The 19263-nt window shown below is 67.7% G+C and carries 20 protein-coding genes; 12 read left to right on the forward strand and 8 right to left on the reverse strand.

What is annotated here, in order from left to right; all coding sequences use genetic code 11:
- Nucleotides 1–41 precede the first annotated feature (41 nt).
- On the reverse strand, nucleotides 42–800 hold the full coding sequence (locus CA236_RS14270) for a sulfite exporter TauE/SafE family protein (protein ID WP_241212673.1): 759 nt from the start codon (nucleotides 798–800) through the stop codon (nucleotides 42–44).
- 76 nt (nucleotides 801–876) lie between these two features.
- On the reverse strand, nucleotides 877–1701 hold the full coding sequence (locus CA236_RS14275) for a class I mannose-6-phosphate isomerase (RefSeq protein WP_125946093.1): 825 nt from the start codon (nucleotides 1699–1701) through the stop codon (nucleotides 877–879).
- A gap of 120 nt (nucleotides 1702–1821) precedes the next feature.
- Between CA236_RS14275 and CA236_RS14280 the strand changes: the two genes are divergently transcribed.
- On the forward strand, nucleotides 1822–2871 hold the full coding sequence (locus CA236_RS14280; RefSeq protein WP_125946094.1) for an outer membrane protein assembly factor BamD: 1050 nt from the start codon (nucleotides 1822–1824) through the stop codon (nucleotides 2869–2871).
- Between the two features lie 49 nt (nucleotides 2872–2920).
- Nucleotides 2921–4576, forward strand: coding sequence for a DNA repair protein RecN (gene recN / locus CA236_RS14285; RefSeq protein ID WP_046411542.1), 1656 nt, complete (start codon nucleotides 2921–2923; stop codon nucleotides 4574–4576).
- A 60-nt stretch (nucleotides 4577–4636) separates the two neighbouring features.
- Here recN and dnaN read toward each other — a convergent pair whose 3' ends face one another.
- Complete coding sequence (gene dnaN, locus CA236_RS14290; protein WP_125946095.1) at nucleotides 4637–5755, reverse strand: DNA polymerase III subunit beta; 1119 nt, start codon at nucleotides 5753–5755, stop codon at nucleotides 4637–4639.
- A gap of 155 nt (nucleotides 5756–5910) precedes the next feature.
- A complete protein-coding gene (locus CA236_RS14295) occupies nucleotides 5911–6564 on the reverse strand; it encodes an outer membrane beta-barrel protein (protein ID WP_046411544.1) in 654 nt (217 codons plus the stop codon).
- A gap of 284 nt (nucleotides 6565–6848) precedes the next feature.
- On the opposite strand from CA236_RS14295, the gene CA236_RS14300 reads away from it, so the two are divergent.
- The 3 genes from CA236_RS14300 to rlmN are packed head-to-tail and all read left to right on the forward strand — an operon-like array spanning nucleotide 6849 to nucleotide 9228.
- Nucleotides 6849–7490: a histidine phosphatase family protein gene (locus CA236_RS14300; RefSeq protein WP_046411545.1), complete on the forward strand. Its 642-nt coding sequence runs from the start codon at nucleotides 6849–6851 to the stop codon at nucleotides 7488–7490.
- Nucleotides 7491–7514: 24 nt separating this feature from the next.
- Nucleotides 7515–7964, forward strand: a complete 450-nt coding sequence (locus tag CA236_RS14305; RefSeq protein ID WP_125946096.1) for a hypothetical protein — start codon at nucleotides 7515–7517, stop codon at nucleotides 7962–7964.
- A 58-nt stretch (nucleotides 7965–8022) separates the two neighbouring features.
- Entirely contained in the window at nucleotides 8023–9228 is a 1206-nt protein-coding gene (rlmN, locus tag CA236_RS14310) for a 23S rRNA (adenine(2503)-C(2))-methyltransferase RlmN (protein WP_046412018.1), read from the forward strand.
- A 54-nt stretch (nucleotides 9229–9282) separates the two neighbouring features.
- On the opposite strand, the gene CA236_RS14315 is transcribed toward rlmN, so the two are convergent.
- Nucleotides 9283–11574: a CDC48 family AAA ATPase gene (locus CA236_RS14315; RefSeq protein ID WP_046411548.1), complete on the reverse strand. Its 2292-nt coding sequence runs from the start codon at nucleotides 11572–11574 to the stop codon at nucleotides 9283–9285.
- Nucleotides 11575–11901: 327 nt separating this feature from the next.
- Between CA236_RS14315 and CA236_RS14320 the strand changes: the two genes are divergently transcribed.
- A complete protein-coding gene (locus CA236_RS14320) occupies nucleotides 11902–12792 on the forward strand; it encodes a LysR substrate-binding domain-containing protein (RefSeq protein ID WP_046411550.1) in 891 nt (296 codons plus the stop codon).
- Nucleotides 12793–12894: 102 nt separating this feature from the next.
- Here the strand turns inward: CA236_RS14320 and CA236_RS14325 are convergent, their stop codons facing one another.
- Nucleotides 12895–13350: a peptidylprolyl isomerase gene (locus CA236_RS14325; protein ID WP_046411551.1), complete on the reverse strand. Its 456-nt coding sequence runs from the start codon at nucleotides 13348–13350 to the stop codon at nucleotides 12895–12897.
- Nucleotides 13351–13487: 137 nt separating this feature from the next.
- On the opposite strand from CA236_RS14325, the gene mgtE reads away from it, so the two are divergent.
- On the forward strand, nucleotides 13488–14897 hold the full coding sequence (mgtE, locus tag CA236_RS14330) for a magnesium transporter (protein WP_046411553.1): 1410 nt from the start codon (nucleotides 13488–13490) through the stop codon (nucleotides 14895–14897).
- 39 nt (nucleotides 14898–14936) lie between these two features.
- Nucleotides 14937–15341, forward strand: a complete 405-nt coding sequence (locus CA236_RS14335) for a DUF1489 domain-containing protein (protein ID WP_125946097.1) — start codon at nucleotides 14937–14939, stop codon at nucleotides 15339–15341.
- A gap of 13 nt (nucleotides 15342–15354) precedes the next feature.
- On the opposite strand, the gene CA236_RS14340 is transcribed toward CA236_RS14335, so the two are convergent.
- Entirely contained in the window at nucleotides 15355–15717 is a 363-nt protein-coding gene (locus CA236_RS14340; protein WP_046411556.1) for a response regulator, read from the reverse strand.
- 38 nt (nucleotides 15718–15755) lie between these two features.
- Between CA236_RS14340 and CA236_RS14345 the strand changes: the two genes are divergently transcribed.
- The 4 genes from CA236_RS14345 to CA236_RS14360 all read left to right on the forward strand — a co-directional run bounded on the left by CA236_RS14345 (nucleotide 15756) and on the right by CA236_RS14360 (nucleotide 18459).
- Nucleotides 15756–16031: a DUF3572 family protein gene (locus CA236_RS14345; RefSeq protein ID WP_125946098.1), complete on the forward strand. Its 276-nt coding sequence runs from the start codon at nucleotides 15756–15758 to the stop codon at nucleotides 16029–16031.
- Entirely contained in the window at nucleotides 16028–16684 is a 657-nt protein-coding gene (locus tag CA236_RS14350) for a hypothetical protein (RefSeq protein ID WP_046411560.1), read from the forward strand. Before CA236_RS14345 ends, CA236_RS14350 begins: the two co-directional genes overlap by 4 nt.
- A 33-nt stretch (nucleotides 16685–16717) precedes the next feature.
- Nucleotides 16718–17182 (forward strand): RidA family protein, encoded by a 465-nt coding sequence (locus tag CA236_RS14355; protein WP_046411562.1) that lies wholly within the window; start codon nucleotides 16718–16720, stop codon nucleotides 17180–17182.
- 149 nt (nucleotides 17183–17331) lie between these two features.
- The gene (locus CA236_RS14360; RefSeq protein WP_046411563.1) at nucleotides 17332–18459 is read left to right on the forward strand and encodes a GNAT family N-acetyltransferase; all 1128 of its coding nucleotides are present in this window, start codon (nucleotides 17332–17334) and stop codon (nucleotides 18457–18459) included.
- A 3-nt stretch (nucleotides 18460–18462) separates the two neighbouring features.
- On the opposite strand, the gene CA236_RS14365 is transcribed toward CA236_RS14360, so the two are convergent.
- Nucleotides 18463–19200 (reverse strand): DUF2490 domain-containing protein, encoded by a 738-nt coding sequence (locus CA236_RS14365; protein WP_125946099.1) that lies wholly within the window; start codon nucleotides 19198–19200, stop codon nucleotides 18463–18465.
- Nucleotides 19201–19263: the final 63 nt, after the last annotated feature.

Raw genomic sequence — 19263 nt, forward strand, 5'->3', positions numbered from 1 at the left:
TGGCCGATTGTCGCCGGAAGGCGGCCGCGCCGCCGCCGAAATCAGCCGTAGGCGCGCCAGAAAAAAACGATCGTCGTCGCGCCCGACAGCAGCAGCGTCCACCACCGGATCACCGCCGCGGGCAGCATCTTGCCGATCACCGCCCCAGCCCAGCCGCCGACCAGCGCCCCGATCAGCATCGGCACCGCGGATCCCCAGTGGATCATCCCAGTCGCGACAAAAACGATCGCCGCCGCGGCATTGGCCACCGCCAGCATCAGCGTGCGCGGCGCGAACATGGCCCGCGGGTCCATCCCGGCGAGCAGGCCATAGGTCGCGGTCATCATCAGCCCGACGCCGCCGCCGAAATAGCCGCCATAAATGCCCAGCAGCGCCTGCGCCGCGATCAGCGTGCGGCCGCCGATCGTCACTCGCTGCGCGAGCCACACCGACGCGCGCTTGCCGATCGCCAGCACGACGAAGGCATACAGAACCAGCCAGGGCACGATCACGTCGAACGTCGTCGCCGGCGTCAGCACCAGCAACATGCTGCCGACCAGCCCCGCGACGAATGTCACCCAGCCGAGCACGCGCAGGTCGACGCCGCCCAGCGGCGTGCGCTCATGCCGGAACGACCAGCTGCTCATCGCCGCGCCCGGCAGGACAGCAAAATTGGAGGTCGAATTGGCGATGTTCGCCGGCAGCCCGATGGCAAGCAGCGCCGGCATGGTCGCGAACGATCCGCCGCCGGCGAGCGCATTCATGGCGCCGCCCAGGAATCCGGCACCGGTGACAAGGGCAATAATGGCAAGATCAGGCACGCGCGGCTCTTTGCCGCGCATGCCCTGCTTGTCGAGGGGCCGTGTTGCCGCGACGGACCGCGCGGCCCCCCGCGAATCAGATTCGGCTGGTACCCGTATAGGCGAACAGCAGGTCGGCATCCTCCGACGCATGGAGCAGCTCGGGACCGGTCACCATCACACACTCGCCCGCGCGCCAGGCGACGCCACCAACGACACCCTCGCCGCGGATCGGCACCAGCCAGCCGCTCTTGCCCTCAGGAAGGTCGATCTCGCGCTTGCCGCCGCCCCAGCGTTCCAGCACGAACTTGGGCCCTTCGACCAGGATCGTTCGCCCCGGCGCAACCTCGCCCGGCCGCGGCGGCGCGACATAAGGCTGCAGGTCGGCTACCGCGATGCCGTCATCCAGATGCAATTCACGCGGTCGGCCATAATCGTACAGGCGATAGGTCGTGTCGGAATTCTGCTGCACCTCGATCAGCGTCAGTCCAGCGCCGATCGCGTGGACCACGCCGGAATGCGAATAATAGAAGTCGCCCGCCTTCACCGGCTTCCAGTCGAGCTTGTCCTCGATCGACCCGTCCAGCGCGCTCTGGCGCAATTCGTCCGCGGTCATCGGCTGCTTCGGCCCGATCGCGATGGTCGAATCGGGCTCGGCATCCAGGATCAGCCAGCATTCGTCCTTGCCGCGCGGCAGGCCGCGCTTCTGCGCCTCCTCGTCCGACGGGTGATCCTGCACCGACAGCTTCTCGCTGGTGAACAGATATTTGATCAGCAATTCCGGCTCTTCGGGATGCGGCGACTGGAACCACACCTCACCGATCGGTTCCCCCCCGGGGGCCGGATCGGGAAATCCCGGGTACAGCCTATGCCGCCCCCACGGCTTCTCGACCCGCTTGGTGGCCAGCAAGGTTGCAGTCATATGAGGTCCCATAATGATAAGGCTTAGTCCTATCCGCCGAACGCCGCCGCCCTCAATGCGTTTCATTCACGACGTTTCAGCATTGTTCGCGTGCGCGGCCCTGCGCTAAAGGCCACAACGATGCGTAAACTCCCGTCCCGTCCGCTCGTCGCCCTGCTCCTTGCGGCGATGGCACTGCCGATCGCAGGTTGTGCGCGTAATCGCGCCGGCGGCGATCTCCCGTACGTCGCGCGCGACGTGGGCACCTTGTACACCGCGGCCCGGCAGAAGCTGGACCAGGGCCAGTACAAATTGGCGGCGGCGCTGTTCGACGAGGTGGAGCGCCAGCACCCTTATTCGGTCTGGGCCCGCCGGGCGCAGCTGATGGGCGCGTTCAGCAACTATCTGGCGAAAAATTATACGGAGGCGATCCAGGGCGCACAGCGCTTCCTGTCGGTCCACCCGGGCAATCGCGACGCTCCCTACGCTTATTACCTCATCGCGATCAGCTATTATGAGCAGATCAACGACGTCACGCGCGATCAGAAGATCACCGCGCAGGCACAGGATGCGCTGGGCGAGCTCACCCGCCGCTATCCCAACAGCCGCTATGCCGCGGACGCCCGGCTGAAAATGGATCTCGTGCGCGATCACCTCGCCGGCAAGGAAATGGAGATCGGCCGTTTCTACGAACGGCGTGGCCAGTGGCTGGCGGCAACGCTGCGCTTCCGCAAGGTGATCGACGATTATCAGACCACCACCCACACGCCGGAGGCGCTGATGCGCCTGACCGAGACCTATCTGGCGCTCGGCGTGCGCGAGGAGGCAAAGCGCGCCGCGGCGGTGCTCGGCGCCAACTATCCCGAAACCTGGTGGTACAAGCGCGCCTACGATCTGCTGGGCGAGAACCCGACCACGCCGATTCGTCCGCTCGCCCCGGGCGAGCAGATCATTCCCCAGGCGACCGTCCCCGCGCCCGAGGCGCCGATCCGCAAGGAGGTGGAGGTGCTGCCGGTCGAGGAAACGCCCACGCCGCGTGCCGAGGCGCCGGGCGCCCCGACGCCGGCAACCACCAGCGGCGGCGCCGGCGCGACGCCGGGTGGCAACGCCCCGTCCGCCGCGACGCCGACCGGCGTGCAGCCGGGCACGCCCCCCGCTCCAGCGGACGTCCCGCCGCCGCAGGACCAGTGAGCGCAGCACCGCTGATGCACCGCCCGGCCGTTCGGGCGTTGGGCCCTTCATGCTGACGGCGCTCTCGATTCGCGATGTGGTCCTGATCGAGGCGCTTGACCTCGATTTCGGCCCCGGGCTTGGCGTGCTCACCGGTGAAACCGGCGCAGGCAAGTCGATCCTGCTCGACGCGCTCGGCCTGGCGCTCGGCGCACGCGGCGACAGCGGACTCGTGCGGCACGGCGCGGCGCAGGCCAGCGTCACCGCCACCTTCGATCCGCCCGCCGGCATCGCCGCGCTGCTCGACGACAACGGGCTTGAGGCGGAGGATAGCGAACCGCTGATCATCCGCCGGGTGGTGAAGGCGGACGGCGGCAGCCGCGGGTTCGTCAACAATCAGCCCGCCTCGGCTGCGCTCCTGCGCGAACTCGGCAGCCGGCTAGTCGAGATCCACGGCCAGCACGACGATCGCGGCCTGCTCAACCCGCGCGGCCACCGTGCGCTTCTCGATACCTTCGCGCGACTCGACACCGCAGGCGTCGCTGCCGCCTGGCACGACTGGCGCGCCGCCGAAGCGTCGCTGGCGTCGGCGCGGGACGAAATCGAGACTGCCGCCCGCGATCGCGAGTGGCTCGACCACGCCGTCACCGAACTCGATTCGCTCGCGCCCGAGCCCGGCGAGGAGGAAACGCTCGCCGAGCGCCGGCGCATCATGCAACGGTCGGAAAAGATCGCCGAGGATCTGAACGCGCTCGTCGACGCGCTCGACGGCTCGGACGGCGCACTGGCCAGGATGCGCCAGGCAGCGCGCATCCTCGACCGAATCGCCCCCGACCATCCGGCGCTGACCGAGGCGCTGGCCGCGCTCGACCGTGCGATGGTGGAAACGGGCAACGCCGGCGATCAGGTGAGCGAGGCCAGCCGCGCGCTGGCGTTCGACCCCCGCGACCTCGAACAGGACGAGGCGCGGCTGTTCGACCTGCGCGGCATGGCCCGCAAGCACCGCGTACAGCCCGATGATCTCGCCGCTTTGGCCGATGAATTGCGCGAGCGCCGCGACCGGCTCGAGGCGGGTGAGGAAGGCATCGCCGCACTGGAGCAGCGCGCGCGGGCGGCGCGCGACCTCTATCTCGCCGCCGCCGCGTCCCTGTCCACGGCACGCGCGGCCGCCGCCGAGCGGCTCGACGTCGCGGTCGCTGGCGAGCTTCCCCCGCTCAAGCTCGATGCCGCGCGTTTCCGCACCACCATCGCGCCGCTGCCCGAGGATCTCTGGGGCCCGGCCGGCCAGGATCGGGTCGAGTTCGAGATCGCGACCAATCCCGGCGCGCCCTTCGGCGCACTGATCAAGATCGCGTCCGGCGGCGAACTGTCACGCTTCATCCTCGCGCTGAAGGTCGCGCTCGCGGAAGAAGGCGGCGCGGCAACGATGATCTTTGACGAAATCGATCGCGGCGTCGGTGGCGCGGTCGCCTCGGCGATCGGGGAGCGGCTGCATCGCCTCGCCACGCAGGCGCAGCTCCTGGTGGTCACCCACTCGCCACAGGTCGCCGCCCGCGGTGCCGCGCATCTGCTGATCGCCAAGCGCAATGACGGCATCGTCACGCGCACCGGCGTGCGTCAGCTCGACAATTCGGAACGGCGCGAGGAAATCGCCCGGATGCTGTCCGGCGCGACGATCACCGACGAGGCCCGGGCGCAGGCCGACCGCCTCATCGAAACAGCCTGATCGGAAACGCCTAAGGTCGGCACCGGGGCTCATCACCCCGGCACCATTCTCGCTCGCTGCTCAGACCCGCATCGGCATCAGCACGTACAGCGCCGGCGCCTTGTCATTCTCACGGATCAGCGTCGGCGCCGCCGCATCGGCCAGGTGCACCTCGACCACGTCGCCATCGATCTGGCCCAGGATGTCCATCAGATACCGGCTGTTGAAGCCGATCTCGAACGGTGCGGCGACATATTCGCCGGGCACTTCCTCGGCTGCGGTGCCATTCTCCGGGCTCGTCACCGACAGCGTGATCTTGTCGCGATCCAGCGCCATCTTCACCGCGCGGGTCTTCTCGGTGGCGATGGTCGACACGCGATCCACGCCCTCCATGAACGCCGACGGGTCGAGCTTCAGGATCTTGTCGTTGCCGGTCGGGATGACGCGGCTGTAATCCGGGAAGGTACCATCGATCAGCTTGGACGTCAGGATCGCCTGACCCAGGTCGAACCGGATCTTGGTGCCGCTCAGCGACACGCCGACCGAACCGTCCACCTCATCGAGCAGCTTGCGCAACTCCGCCACGCACTTCCGCGGCACGATCACATCCGGCATGTTCTCCGCGCCCTCGGGCCGCGGCAACGTGACGCGCGCCAGGCGATGGCCATCGGTCGCGGCAGCCTTCAGCACCGGCTGCGATCCGCCATCCTCCGACACGTGGAGGAAGATGCCGTTCAGATAATAACGCGTTTCCTCGGTCGAGATCGCAAATCGCGTCTTGTCGATGATCTGCTTCAGCGCCTCAGCCGGCATCTCGAACTGGGTCGGCAGCTCGCCCTCGGCGATCACCGGAAAATCGTCCCGCGGCAGCGTCGCGAGCGAGAATCGCGCCCGCCCGGCGACGATCGTCATCCGGCCGTCGGCGGCGCTCAGCGACACCTGCGCGCCCTCGGGCAGCTTGCGCGCAATGTCGAACAGCGTGTGCGCCGACACGGTGGTCGCGCCCGGCTGTTCCACGGATGCCGCGACACTCTCGTTGATCTGCAGGTCGAGGTCGGTCGCCATCAGGCGCAGCGCACCCTCGACCGTCGCTTCGATCAGCACGTTGGACAGAATCGGAATGGTGTTGCGGCGTTCCACCACGGACTGGACATGGCTCAGCCCCTTCAGGAGCGTTGCGCGTTCGATCGTCGCCTTCATCACTTGATCCCCCGGCCCGCCGGATTCGACCAGGGGCAACTCGCCCGTTTCCTAGCCAAACAGAAAGGGCCGGAGCAAGCGCCCCGGCCCTCTTTTCGGTGGATTGTTCACATCCACCGCCTGTCGGGCGCGGCCAGCGGCCGCGCCCGTCCGCATCAGAAGCGGAAGCCGAGGCCGGCCGCCACCTGGTGACGGTCGGTGTCAACGCCGAACGTGCCGGTCGTCGCGCCGTTCGGGTAACGCAGCTTCGCCTCGCCGTAGTTCGAGTAGCGATACTCGAGCTTGGCGTAGGTGTTCGGCGAGAGCGACTGCTCGACACCGGCACCCAGACGGAAACCGTCGAGGTTGAAGTTGCGGCCGGTCACCGTCGTGGTGTCGTCGCGGGTCAGGTCGAGGCGGGCGTTGGTGTAGCCGACCTTGCCGTAGATCAGCGTGGTCGGGGCGGCGATCACGCCGATACGGCCACCGATGTACAGGTCACGGCCAGCCTTCACGCGGCCATAGCCGAAATCGTTCGGGTTGCGCGGATCGTTGGTCACCTTGCCGGTCGAACCGGTGATTTCGGCCTCGGCGCCAACCACCAGGTTGTTGAACGCCACGTCATAGCCGATGTCGCCACCGTACAGGAAACCGTCGCTGCCCTGATCGCCACGGATCAGAGAATCCTGCGTGTCGCCGGGGCGCAGCGCGTCATAGCCCAGGATCACGCCGGCGCGCGGGCCGGTGAACGGGCCGGCGTCCTGCGCAGCAGCCGGAACAGCAACGGCAGCGGTGGTGGCGGCGAGCGTCGCCAGGATAAGCTTACGCATAAACAACTCCATTTGCGTTTCCGTCCCACAAGCGTGGGCGGGTGACGGTCAAATGATGAATTTCGCGGGCTGTTGCATGAACCTCAGATAAACAAGGATTTTCGTTGTTTTTGCGCCACAGGGGCTTGAACAACGATCCTGCCGACCTATCCGCGACAAGCCGTTTGTTTCGTTGGAACCTCGCTCGGACACGCGACGTCTTGACGACCGGTTTGACTGTTTTCGCGCGCGCTCAACCGGCAAAAATCATTGCTTTCGCGTCCCGTCCGACCAAAAGCAGCGCCATGGCAATCGATCCCACCCAGCGGCGTGGCCGCGATTTCGTCGCCCGTCACGGCGAAACCGTCTTCAACGCCGCGCGCCGGCTGCAGGGGGATGCCCCGCACACCCCCCTCACCCGCGCCGGCTTCGCTCAGGCGGAGGAGATGGGCCGCGCGCTGCGTGCGCATCTCGGCGCCAGGCCGAAGCTGACCATGTGGGCCTCCTCGACGGGTCGCGCGCTGCAGACGCTTGCGATCATTGCCGAGCATCTCGAACTCGACTGGCACGACGCCCGCCACGACGATCGCCTGATCGAAATCGGCATGGGCGCATGGGGTGGCCGTTATTACGCCGATGTCGTCGATGAAGTCGGCCCGGTAATCGACGAACGTGGGCTGCTGCGCTGCGCCCCCGACGGCGAGCGCTATGAGGCGATTGCGACGCGGGTCGGCGGCTGGCTCGCCGATACCGCTGACGACGATGGCGATCGGCTGGTCATCATGCATGGAATCTCCAGCCGCGTGATGCGCGGGGTGATGACGGGTGCGCCGATCGATCCGTGCGGCGCGCCGGTGCTGCCCGGCCACCCACAGGGCACGGTGACGATGATCGAGCGCGGCCGCGAGACGGTGGTGCATCTGGGCACCGGCCACGCCCCGGCCTGATCCTGGCCGCGTGGTCCTGTGAGCATGATCCTCGTCGCCGCGCTCCTGCTCGCCGGGGAGCCGACGGCGATCGGCGTGTACGACGCGTGGGGTGCGTTTCGCGCCGGGTCGCCACCGCGCTGTTATGCGATCACCTCTCCCGTGCGCGCAGGCAACGGCGCTTTCGCCAGCATCGCCGCGCGCTTCGGCACCAGCCGCCGCCCCGCGCTCTACGTCCGCCTGTCGCGCCCGCGCGATGCGGCAGCGCCGGTCACGCTGGCGATCGGTGAGCGGCGCTTCGTGCTGACCGGCAACGATCGCGCCGTGTGGTCGCCCGACGCCGCCACCGACCGCGCGATCGTCGCGGCGATGCGCGGCGCGCGCAGCATGAGCGTCTCGACGCTCAACCGCGCCGGTCGCCCCTTTGCCGACAGTTATGCGCTGGGCGGTGCCGCCACCGCCATCGACGCCGCGACGCTGGGCTGCGCCGGCTAGGCGCCGCTGTCCGGCGGCCGTGCTGGAAATTCCCCCTGTCCTGCGCTATATGCGCGCGATGCAGACAGTGTCGGCCGCGCCCATGCCCATCCCGGGGCACTTCGATCCCGTGCCCGTTGCCCGTGCGGTCACCCCGCGCGCCGATGGCCGCATTGACCTCGTCGGGCTGTCCAAGGACGAATTACGCGAGACGCTCGCCGCCGCCGGGCTTGAGCCGCGTCAGGCAAAGCTGCGCGCCAAGCAGATCTGGCACTGGATCTACAATCGCGGCGCGACCGATTTCTCGTCCATGACCGACATCGCCAAGGCGCAGCATCCGTGGCTCACCGAACGCTTCGTCATCGGCCGCCCGCAGGTGGTCGAGGCGCAGGTGTCGTCGGACGGCACGCGCAAGTGGCTGCTGCGTTCGGACGACGGCCAGGATTTCGAAATGGTCTTCATCCCCGATGCGGACCGCGGGACGCTGTGCGTGTCCAGCCAGGTCGGCTGCACGCTCAACTGCACCTTCTGCCACACCGGCACGATGAAGCTCGTGCGCAATCTTACCGCCGGCGAGATCGTCGGTCAGGTCATGCTGGCGCGCGATGGCCTTGGCGAATGGCCCAGCCAGCCGGAAGGCCGCATGCTCACCAACATCGTGATGATGGGCATGGGGGAGCCGCTCTACAATTTCGACAATGTGCGCGACGCGCTCTCGGTGGTGATGGACGGCGACGGCCTTGCCCTGTCTAAGCGTCGTATCACCCTTTCCACCTCGGGCGTCGTGCCGATGATGGCGCGCGCGGGGGCGGAGATTGGCGTCAACCTCGCCGTGTCGCTCCACGCCGTGACGAAACCGGTGCGTGACGAGATCGTGCCGCTCAACCGCAAATACGGCATCGAGGAACTGCTCCAGGCGTGCGCCGACTACCCCGGCGCCAACAATGCCCGCCGCATCACGTTCGAATATGTGATGCTGAAGGACAAGAACGATTCGGACGATGACGCGCGTGAACTGGTGCGCCTGCTGCGCCACTATCGCCTGCCGGCAAAGGTCAATCTGATCCCGTTCAATCCCTGGCCGGGCACCGCCTATGAATGTTCGACGCCGGAGCGGATTCGCGCCTTCTCGAACATCATCTTCGAAGCGGGCATTTCCGCGCCGGTGCGCACCCCGCGCGGCCGCGACATTGACGCCGCCTGCGGCCAGCTCAAGACCGCGGCCGAGCGCAAGAGCCGCGCCCAGCTGGATCGCGAAGCAGCGGCCGAAGCTGCCGCCGCCTGATCCCATCGGCACAAACGCCATGAAGGGGAGGGCATTGCCCTCCCCTTCTTGCGTTCAGTCGCGGCGGTCGCCGCGTGGGCTGAGCTGCCCCGGGGAGATGAAGCCGATCGGCTGGATCGATGCCGCGTCCTGCTTCAGCCGGGACGCGATCTGCTGGTAATCGCGCTCCATCTCGTCGGTAACGCTGGCGCGCGATTCGCCCAGCGCCGCCTCGAAGTCGCCCATGTAGACCTCGCGCGCACCCAGCGACCGGCGAAGCGCGATCAGGCCCGCCCGCCGCACCACGTCGCCAAGGTCAGCGCCGGTGAACCGCTCGGTCCGCCGCGCCACCACGTCGAGATCGACGTCATGCGCCAGCGGCATCTTGGCGGTCTGGATGCCAAGGATCCGCCGCCGCCCGGCCTCGTCCGGCACGCCGACATAGATCAGCTCGTCGAACCGCCCGGGCCGCAGCAGCGCCGGATCGACCAGATTGGGCCGGTTGGTCGCGCCGATCACCACCACCGACTGCAATTCTTCCAGCCCGTCCATCTCGGCGAGGATGGTGTTCACCACCCGCTCGGTCACTTGCGGCTCACCCAGCCCGCCGCCACGCGCGGGCACCAGGCTGTCGAGCTCGTCGATGAAGATCACCGTCGGCGCCACTTGCCGCGCGCGCTGGAACAGGCGGGCGATCTGCTGCTCGCTCTCGCCATACCATTTGCTCAAGAGGTCGCTCGATTTGGTGGCGATGAAATTCGCCTCCGCCTCGCGCGCCACCGCCTTCGCCAGCAGAGTCTTGCCGGTGCCCGGCGGGCCATAGAGCAGGAAGCCCTTGGCCGGCCGGATGCCGAGGCGCCGGAACGCATCCGGGTCCTTCAGCGGCAGCTCGACGCCTTCCTTCAGGCGCATCTGGGCATCGTCCAGCCCGCCGACATCGTCCCAGCGCACCGTGGGCGCCTGCACCATCACTTCGCGCATCGCGCTCGGCTGGACGCGCTTCAGCGCCTCCATGAAATCCTCGCGAGTCACCGCCAGCGTGTCGAGCACCTCGGGCGGGATGGTCCGCTCCTCCAGGTTCAGCCGCGGCATGATCCGGCGCACCGCCTCGATCGCGGCCTCGCGGGTCAGCGCGGCAAGGTCCGCACCGACGAAGCCGAAGGTCGTGCGCGCCAGCTCACCCAGGTCCACCTTGTCGCCCAGCGGCATGCCGCGGGTGTGGATGCCCAGAATCTCGCGCCGCCCGCGCTCGTCCGGCACGCCGACCACGATCTCGCGATCGAACCGCCCCGGCCGACGCAGCGCCTCGTCCAGCGCCTCGGGTCGGTTGGTGGCGGCAATGACGACCAGGTTCGCCCGCGCCTCCAGCCCGTCCATCAGCGTCAGCAACTGCGCGACAACGCGCTTCTCCGCCTCGCCCGATACCTGCCCGCGCTTGGGCGCGATCGAATCGATCTCGTCGATGAACACGATCGACGGCGCTGACTTGGACGCCTCCTCGAACACCTGCCGCAGCCGCCCCTCGCTCTCGCCATAGGCGGAGCCCATGATTTCGGGGCCGTTGATCAGGAAGAATTGCGCGTCGCTCTCGTTGGCGACGGCGCGCGCCAGCCGCGTCTTGCCGGTGCCGGGCGGGCCGTGCAGCAGCACGCCCTTGGGCGGATCGACGCCCAGCCGCTGGAACAGCTCCGGGTAACGCAGCGGCAGCTCCACCATCTCGCGCAGCTGGTCGATCGTCGCCGCCATGCCGCCGATATCGTCGTAGGTGACGTCGGCACGCCGCGCCTCGTTCGGCTCCTCATATTCGGGCCGAAGCTCGACCTCGGTATTCTCGTCGATGTGGACGATGCCCTTGGGCGCCGCGGAGACGACGACCAGGCGGATCTCCTGCAGCGCATAGGCCGGCGCGTTGACGAACTGCTGCATGCCCGGCGGCATGTTCGCCACGCGCTGATGCCCTGCGGTCGCCACCACGTCGCCCTGCGCCAGCGGCCTGCCGATGAAGGTGCGCTTCAGCGCCACCGTCGATCCCTGCAGCCGCAAATTCTGCGCCGCCGGCGCGAACACCACCCGCGTCGCGGGGTTCGATTCGGCCTTGCGCACTTCCACGAAATCGCCCGAGCCGACGCCGGCATTGGCGCGCTGCAGGCCGTCGATCCGGACGATCGCCAGCCCCTCGTCCTCAGAATAGGGCCCAACCGCGCGCGCCGGAGTCGTTTTCTTGCCGACGATCTCGATCACATCGCCTTCCGTCAGGCCCAGCGATGCCATGAACGCACGCGGCAGGTGGGCGATGCCCCGGCCGCTGTCCTCCGGCCTCGAATTCGCGACCTGCAGCTTTTGCGCCTGTGTCTCGACGTCCGCCAATGCACTTCTCCTCCGGGCTAGGCGACGATAGATATGGAAGCGCGCCCGCGTTTTTAGAGGGGTGCCACCCGTGATCGTAACGCTTCGGGTCGGACGACGTGCCCGCGCGCGCGCGACAGGCAAAAAAAAGGGCCGGTCCGAAGACCAGCCCATGAAAGTTTTTAGGAGAGGATGCCTGAAAGGCCCGCCCTAATTGCCGTCGGGGTGTCTTTTGTGCAAGTGCGAAGAAACGAATGATGAATGCAAAACCTGCAATCGTCACTCGTGCCGCTTGTTCCGGCACCGGGCCGGTCTCATGATGGCCGGATATAGGGGAATGATCAGTCCATGCGCCGTTTGCCGCCGCTGACTGCGATCGAGGCCTTTGTGGCCGTGGCACGGCTGGGCTCGATCAAGGCCGCCGCGCAGGAACTGGCGCTGTCCAATCCTGCCTTGAGCCGCCGGATCCAGACGCTCGAACGCTTCCTTGGCCGCCCCCTGTTCGACCGGCGGCATCAGGCGATGGTGTTGAACGGCGATGGCGAACGGCTGCTGGCGCAGATCGCGCCGCTGCTCGATCAATTGTCCGACGCGGTCGAATCGATGACCAGCGCGGTCGACGTGCTGCGCCTGCGCCTCGGCGTCCTCCCGCTGTTCGCCTCGCAGCGGCTGTTCCCGCGGCTGGGCGAGTTGCGCAGCGCGCACCCGGAAATCCATCTCGACATCGATACCGGCGCCCACGGCATCGCCCGGCTCGGCGAGGGGCTCGATGCGGTCATTGCGCTCGCCCGCGATATCGACCCCAGCCTCTATGCCCGCCGGCTCGACCGCAACAGCGTCTATGTCATCGGCAGCCGCACCTTGGTGGATCGCGCCGACCCGATCGTCCGGCCGCAGCAACTCGCGACGCTGACCGCGCTCGTCCATCGCGAGATGCCCGACACCTTCACCGCCTGGCGCCAGGCGGCGGGGCTCCACGATATCGAGCCGCTGGCGGTCGACCATTTCGATTCGGGCGCGCTGATGCTGGAGGCGGCGGCACAGGGGCTCGGCGTTGCCTTCATGCACGAAAGCCATTTTCAGGACGCGGCCGATCCGCGCCTCGTCCGGCTGTTCGATATCGAGGTGGTGAGCCCGTACAGCTATTGGTTCGTCTGCCGCCCGCGGGCGCTGCAGCTCAAACAGGTGCGGATCTTCCGCGACTGGCTCGTGACGACGCTCGCGGCCGAGAACGTCTGACCGTCAGCGGGTATCGGCAGAATACCGGGCGGCGCGGACGGATCTCTCCGCCCGCGCCCCGGCCGAACAGTCACGCAGCCACCCGGCGGCGTAACCTGTCGCTTACTCGGCGCGTGCCTTGACGATCTTGCCCGGCTCGCGCGGCGGCTCGCCCTTGGGCAGCGCGTCGATCAGCTCCATGCCGTTCGTCACTTCGCCCCACACGGTGTACTGGCCGTCGAGGAAGCGCGCGTCGTCGAAGCAGATGAAGAACTGCGAATTGGCGCTGTTCGGATCATTGGTCCGCGCCATCGAGCAGACGCCGCGCACGTGCGGCTCCTTCGAAAACTCCTGCTTCAGGTTCGGCTTGTCCGACCCGTGCATGCCGGTGCCCGTCGGATCACCGCCCTGCGCCATGAAGCCCGGGATCACGCGGTGGAACACGACGCCGTCGTAAAAGCCCTCGTTGGCCAGTTCGGCGATGCGCTTGACGTGCTCGGGCGCCAGATCCGGGCGCAGCTTGATCGTCACGTCGCCGCCATCCAGCGTCAGCGTCAGGGTGTTGTAGGTATCGGCCATCGCAAGCCTCCTTCGGGTTATCCGGAAAGCCGGCGCCCTACCCGTCGGCCCTCCCGAACGCAAACCCGCAGGCGGTTGGCACGCGACTTTCCGCCCGCTAGGAGCCGCACGGATCAACCCGCCGGAGGAGGCCAGCGATGAGCGAAACCGAACTCCGTCATGCCGATCGCGCGGGCGAGGATGAAGGCCAGCTCGACGCGGATGATCGGCTGAAGCCCGATTTTGTCGATGCGGTGCTCGATGCGGTCGAGCGCGGCGATACCGAGGAGGCGCAGCGCCTCGTCGAACCGCTCCACCCCGCCGACATTGCCGACCTGTTCGAACTGACGCCGGAGGACCGCCGCGCCGCGCTGGCGTCGGCGGTGGCGGACCTGCTCGACGGCGACGTGTTCGCCGAGATGAACGATTACGTCCGCGAACAGCTGATCGACGCGCTCGACGCGCGGCAGGTCGCAGACATCGCGTCCGAACTCGACACCGACGACGCGGTCGCGATCATCGAGGATCTCGACGCCGACGACCAGCGCGAGGTGCTCCGCGCGATGGAGCCCGACGATCGCGCCGCGATCGAGGAGGCGCTGAGCTACCCGGAGGAATCCGCCGGCCGCCTGATGCAGCGCGAGCTGATCGCGGTGCCGGAACATTGGACGGTCGGCGACACGCTCGATTTCCTGCGCGGTGACGAGGAACTCACCACCGACTTCTGGGAAATCTTCGTCGTCGATCCGCAGCACAAGCCGGTCGGCACCTGCGCGCTGTCCTGGATCCTGCGCACGCCCCGCGCGATCGCCATCTCGGACGTGATGGCGCGCGAACAGACGCTGATCCCGGTCGACATGGACCAGGAAGAGGTCGCGCTCCGCTTTCAGAAATACGCGCTCATCTCGGCCGCGGTGGTCGACAATTCCGGCCGCCTGGTCGGCATGATCACCGTCGACGATATCGTCCACATCATTCAGGAAGAGGCCGGCGAGGACGCGCTCTTGCTCTCGGGCGCTGGCGAAGGCGACATCAACGAGCCGGTGTTCGACAGCTACAAGGCGCGCGTCCGCTGGCTGATCGCCAACCTGTTCACCGCGCTCCTCGCCTCGTTCATCATCTCCCGGTTTGAGGGTACGATCGAACGCATGGTCGCGCTCGCCACCTTGATGCCGATCGTCGCTGGCGTCGGCGGCAATGCCGGCACGCAGACGCTGGCCGTCACCGTGCGCGCCATGGCCACCAACCAGCTGACGCAATCCAACACCGCGCGCGCGATCGGCCGCGAGATCCGCGTCGCCCTGCTCAACGGCGCGACCATCGCGCTGGTGATCGGCACCGGCGTCGCGCTGATCTTCGCCAACGTCCTCTTGGGCGGCGTGATTGCCGCGGCGATGATGACCAACATCCTCGTCGCCGGGCTCGCCGGCGTCCTCGTGCCGGTGGTGCTGGAACGGCTGCGCGCCGATCCCGCGGTCGCCTCCTCGGTGTTCGTCACCATGACCACCGATTCGATCGGCTTCCTCGCCTTCCTCGGCCTCGCCAGCGCCTCTGGCCTGGTGGGCTGACACTCCCCACATGGCAGCCTCCCCTGCTGCCGGAGAGCCATGCCGCTTCACATCACGAAAGTCGCTTTCGGCCACACGGCCGTCGAGCATCTCGCCGATCGGCTGCGTGAGCGCGGCGAGGAAGGCCCGCTGTTCCTGACCACCCGCTATCTGCCCAAACGGCATGAGGAGATTGCCGGCCACGGTTCGCTGTTCTGGATCATCAAGCACCAGCTCGTCGCCCGTTCGCCGATCCTCGGCTTCGGCGAGGCGGAGGGCGGCCGCGTCGCGATCCACATCGATCCGGTGCTTCGCCTCGTCGCCGCGCGGCCCAAACGCGCGCATCAGGGCTGGCGCTATCTGGAGGATGCCGATGCCCCGGCGGATCTCGGCGGCGTCGGCAGCGGCATGGCGACCTTGCCCCCCGCCCTGCTCGGCAAGCTGGCGGAGCTTGGCCTCGTATAAGCGGGCGCGCCGATCAGATCAGCGCGCGCACCGTCTCCATGAACCGCACCAGGCTGATCGGCTTCGACACATAGGCCTCCGCCCCCGCCGCCCGGATCCGCTCCTCGTCGTCGCGCCCGGCATAGGCGGTGACCGCCATCACCGGGATACGCTGCAATTCCTCGTCCGCCTTCAACTCCAGGATCAGTTCATAGCCCGTCACATAGGGCATCTGGATGTCCATGATGATGAGGTCGGGCAGGCAGGCGCGCGCCTGCGCCACCGCCTCGCGTCCGTCGCGCACCGGCTCTGCCTCGAAATCATGCGCCCGCAACAGGTCGCAGAACAGCTTGAGGTTGAGTTCGTTGTCCTCGACAACGAGCACCTTCTTTGCCACGCGCGTTGGATCCCCCGATTGGTGAACGACAATAGGCAATGAAAACAGCCGATTCAAACGGAGAACCTGCCGACGCGCTCGCGCTGCAGGCGCTGGCCTGGACATTGTCCGATTCCGACCGCGCGGGACGCCTGCTGGCGCTCACCGGGCTTCACCCCCATGATCTGCGCGAACGCATTGGCGAGCCCTCCGTCCTCGCCGCCTGCCTCCTGTTTCTGGAGGCGCATGAACCCGATCTCATCGCCTGCGCGTCTGTGCTGGATTGCAAACCCGAGGCGCTGGTGCGCGCCCGCCACGAACTGGAGAGGCTATGACCCGACCGCTGCTGATTTCCGATTGCGACGAGGTGCTGATCCACATGGTGCGCCATTTCGGCGACTGGCTGGATGAGGCGCACGATATCGAATTCACGCCCTCGAGCTGGGAACTGGGACGCAACATGCGCCGGCGCAGCGGTGGCGACGCCCCCAGCCGGGAGGAGATGCGCGGCTTCCTCGATGGCTTCTTCCCGGCCGAGATGCACCGCCAGACGCTGGTCCCCCACGCGCGCGACGCGCTGGCGCGGATCGCCGAGGTTGCTGACATCGTCATCCTCACCAACCTGCAGGACAGCTGCCGCACCCACCGCATGGATCAGCTTGCCGCCTTCGGCATCGCGCACCGCGTGGAATGCAACCAGGGGCCAAAGGGCGGCCCGGTCGCCGCGCTCGTCGCAGAGCATGGCAATCCGGTAACGGTGTTCGTCGATGATCTGCCGATGCACCATGAATCGGTCGCCGAACATGCGCCGCAGGTCCATCGCCTGCACATGGTGGCCGAGCCTGCGCTTGCCCCCGGCGTGCCCGCCGCCCCGGCCGCGCACGCGCGGATCGATGCCTGGCCGGATGCGCTTCCCTGGATCATCGATCGTCTCGCCAGCGGTCAGCACGCGCCCACCCCGCTGCGCACCGCCGCCGCGCACGGTTGACCGCGAACGGCGGCTGGTGTTCTACCCCGGACCATGACTGACCGTATCGATCGCAAGCTCGAAGAGCTCGGGCTCACCCTCCCCACGGCGGCTGCGCCCGTCGCCACTTATGTCCCGACGGTCGAGGCCGGCGGCCTGCTCCATGTCTCGGGCCAGCTGCCGTTCCGCGATGGCAAGGTCGTGACCGGCCGCCTCGGCGACGATCTCGATGTCGCCGCCGGTTCGGACGCCGCGGTGCTTTGCGCGCTGATGGTCGTGGCGCAGGTGAAGGCCGCGCTTGGCGATCTGTCGCGCGTCGCGCGCATCGTGAAGCTCGGCGTGTTCGTGAACTCGGCCCCCGGCTTCGGCGATCAGCCCGAAGTCGCCAATGGCGCGTCGGACCTGATGGTCGCGCTGTTCGGCGATGCCGGCAAGCACGCCCGCGCCGCGGTCGGCGTCGCTGCCCTGCCGCGCAACGCTGCGGTCGAGATCGATGCCATCATCGAAGTGGCGCGCTGAACCTTCGCGCTACCCGGTCGTTCCGGCCAAGCCGTGCGCTTGCCTGACCAGATCTTTTCCGAATCGGCGCCAGCCGCGGCTTATCCCCGCGCGCTGGCGCGCTTCCTCCATCCTGTCTGCCCCCCGGACATGACGGGGACTGTGGCCGAATGAACCTCTCGGCCCGCATGATGCACGGCGTCGCCAGCATCTCGGCGGAACAGTGGGATGCCTGCGCCGGCACCGCCCATCCCTTCGTCAGCCACGCCTTCCTCTCCGCGCTGGAGGATTCGGGCAGCGTCGGCGGTCGCACCGGGTGGCAGCCGGTACCCGTCGTCGTCGATGGCGCGGATGGCGCGCCGATCGCCGTCGCCCCCGCTTATGCAAAGGCGCACAGCCAGGGAGAATATGTCTTCGACCATGCCTGGGCCGATGCGTGGGAGCGCGCAGGCGGGCGCTATTATCCCAAGCTTCAGGTCGCCGCCCCCTTCACCCCCGTGCCCGGCCCCCGGCTGCTGTTGCGCGATCCCAGCGCCGCGCCGGCGCTGATTGCGGCGCTGGAGGCGGTGACCGATCAGCATGATCTGTCCTCCGCCCATGCCACCTTCGTCGCCCCCGATCAGATCGACGCCTTCGAAGCCGCCGGCTGGCTGATCCGCGAGGGCACGCAATTCCACTGGCGCAACCAGGGCTTCGCCAGTTTCGACGATTTCCTCGCCACCCTCGCCAGCCGAAAGCGCAAGGCGATCCGCAAGGAACGCGCCGCCGCCGTTGAGGGGCTGACGATCCGCCACCTCGTCGGCGATCAGATCGGCAAGCGCGAATGGGACGCCTTTTGGACCTTCTACCAGGATACCGGCAGCCGAAAGTGGGGCCGCCCGTATCTCACCCGCGCCTTCTTCCCGATGCTGGGCGAACGGATGGGCGATCGCGTGCTGCTGATCCTCGCAGAGCGTGACGGCCAGCCAATCGCCGGCGCGCTCAACCTGATCGGCGCCGACACGCTCTACGGCCGCTATTGGGGCTGTACGGAGGACGTGCCGTTCCTGCACTTCGAGCTGTGCTATTATCAGGCGATCGACATTGCGATCGAACGCGGGCTTTCGACGGTGGAGGCCGGCGCGCAGGGCGAGCACAAGCTGATGCGCGGCTATGCGCCCGTCCCCACCTGGTCGGCGCATTATTTCCCCAACCCCGGCTTCCGCCGCGCGGTGGCCGATTTCCTCGCCCGCGAACGCGTCGCGGTGGAGGCAGACCAGGAATTCCTCGGTCAGCTCACTCCCTTCCGCAAGGGCTGATCGCTACCGCACGCGCTCGCGGTCGGGCAGCGGCTGCAATCCCGGCCCGGTCGTCGGCACCACCTTGGGCGGGACGATCTTGGTGGACAGCTGGAACGATATGCCGATCACTGCGGCATGGTTCATGTTGGCGCGGCCGTTCACTGCCCGCTGTCGCTGGTTCAGATAACCAAGCTCCAGCGCCGCCGCCTCCGAAATGGGCGTGCGCACCCCGGCAAAGGTCCACAGGTCGTCATATCCCTTGCGCGCGCCCCAGTCGGCGTTGGTCAGGTTCCAGTACAATTCGACCGAGACGACGCCCACCGGCCCGCCGCTTTCCTTCTTGGTCAGCGGCGTCGCCAGCAGCAATTGCTGCGCCACGCGCAAATTCCAGTCCTTGCCGGTCGATCGCTGGCGCTGCTCGAAGCGCGTTTGCGCGCGGACGCCGACCCGCCCGATCGCCCCGATGCGATAGGATGCCTGTTGCAGGAACCGGTTCTCGTGCAGGTCCTGCGGCAGCCGCGCACCATCAATGAAGGCATAAAGATAGCCCGCCGACAGGATCAGCGACTCGCTCTTTCGCCAGGAAATGATCGGCGGGATGACCGTGATCGGTGCGGTCGCGGCATTCTTGGTCGACCAGCGTGGCTGTATCTCACTGGTGATGAAAACATCGTCGGAAAGCGGCGCCGTCACCTGGATCCCGCCCCAGATCTGCCCGCCGTGGTTGGTCTCGGCCGCCACCGGTAGCGCAACCCCCATCGCACATGCAGCCACAGCTGCCGCCCAGCATCGGTTCAATGGCCGGTCCTCCCCTCTCCTTCT

Origin of the sequence: Sphingomonas sp. ABOLG (assembly GCF_003950435.1) — a bacterium.
Classification (GTDB): Bacteria; Pseudomonadota; Alphaproteobacteria; order Sphingomonadales; family Sphingomonadaceae; genus Sphingomonas; species Sphingomonas panaciterrae.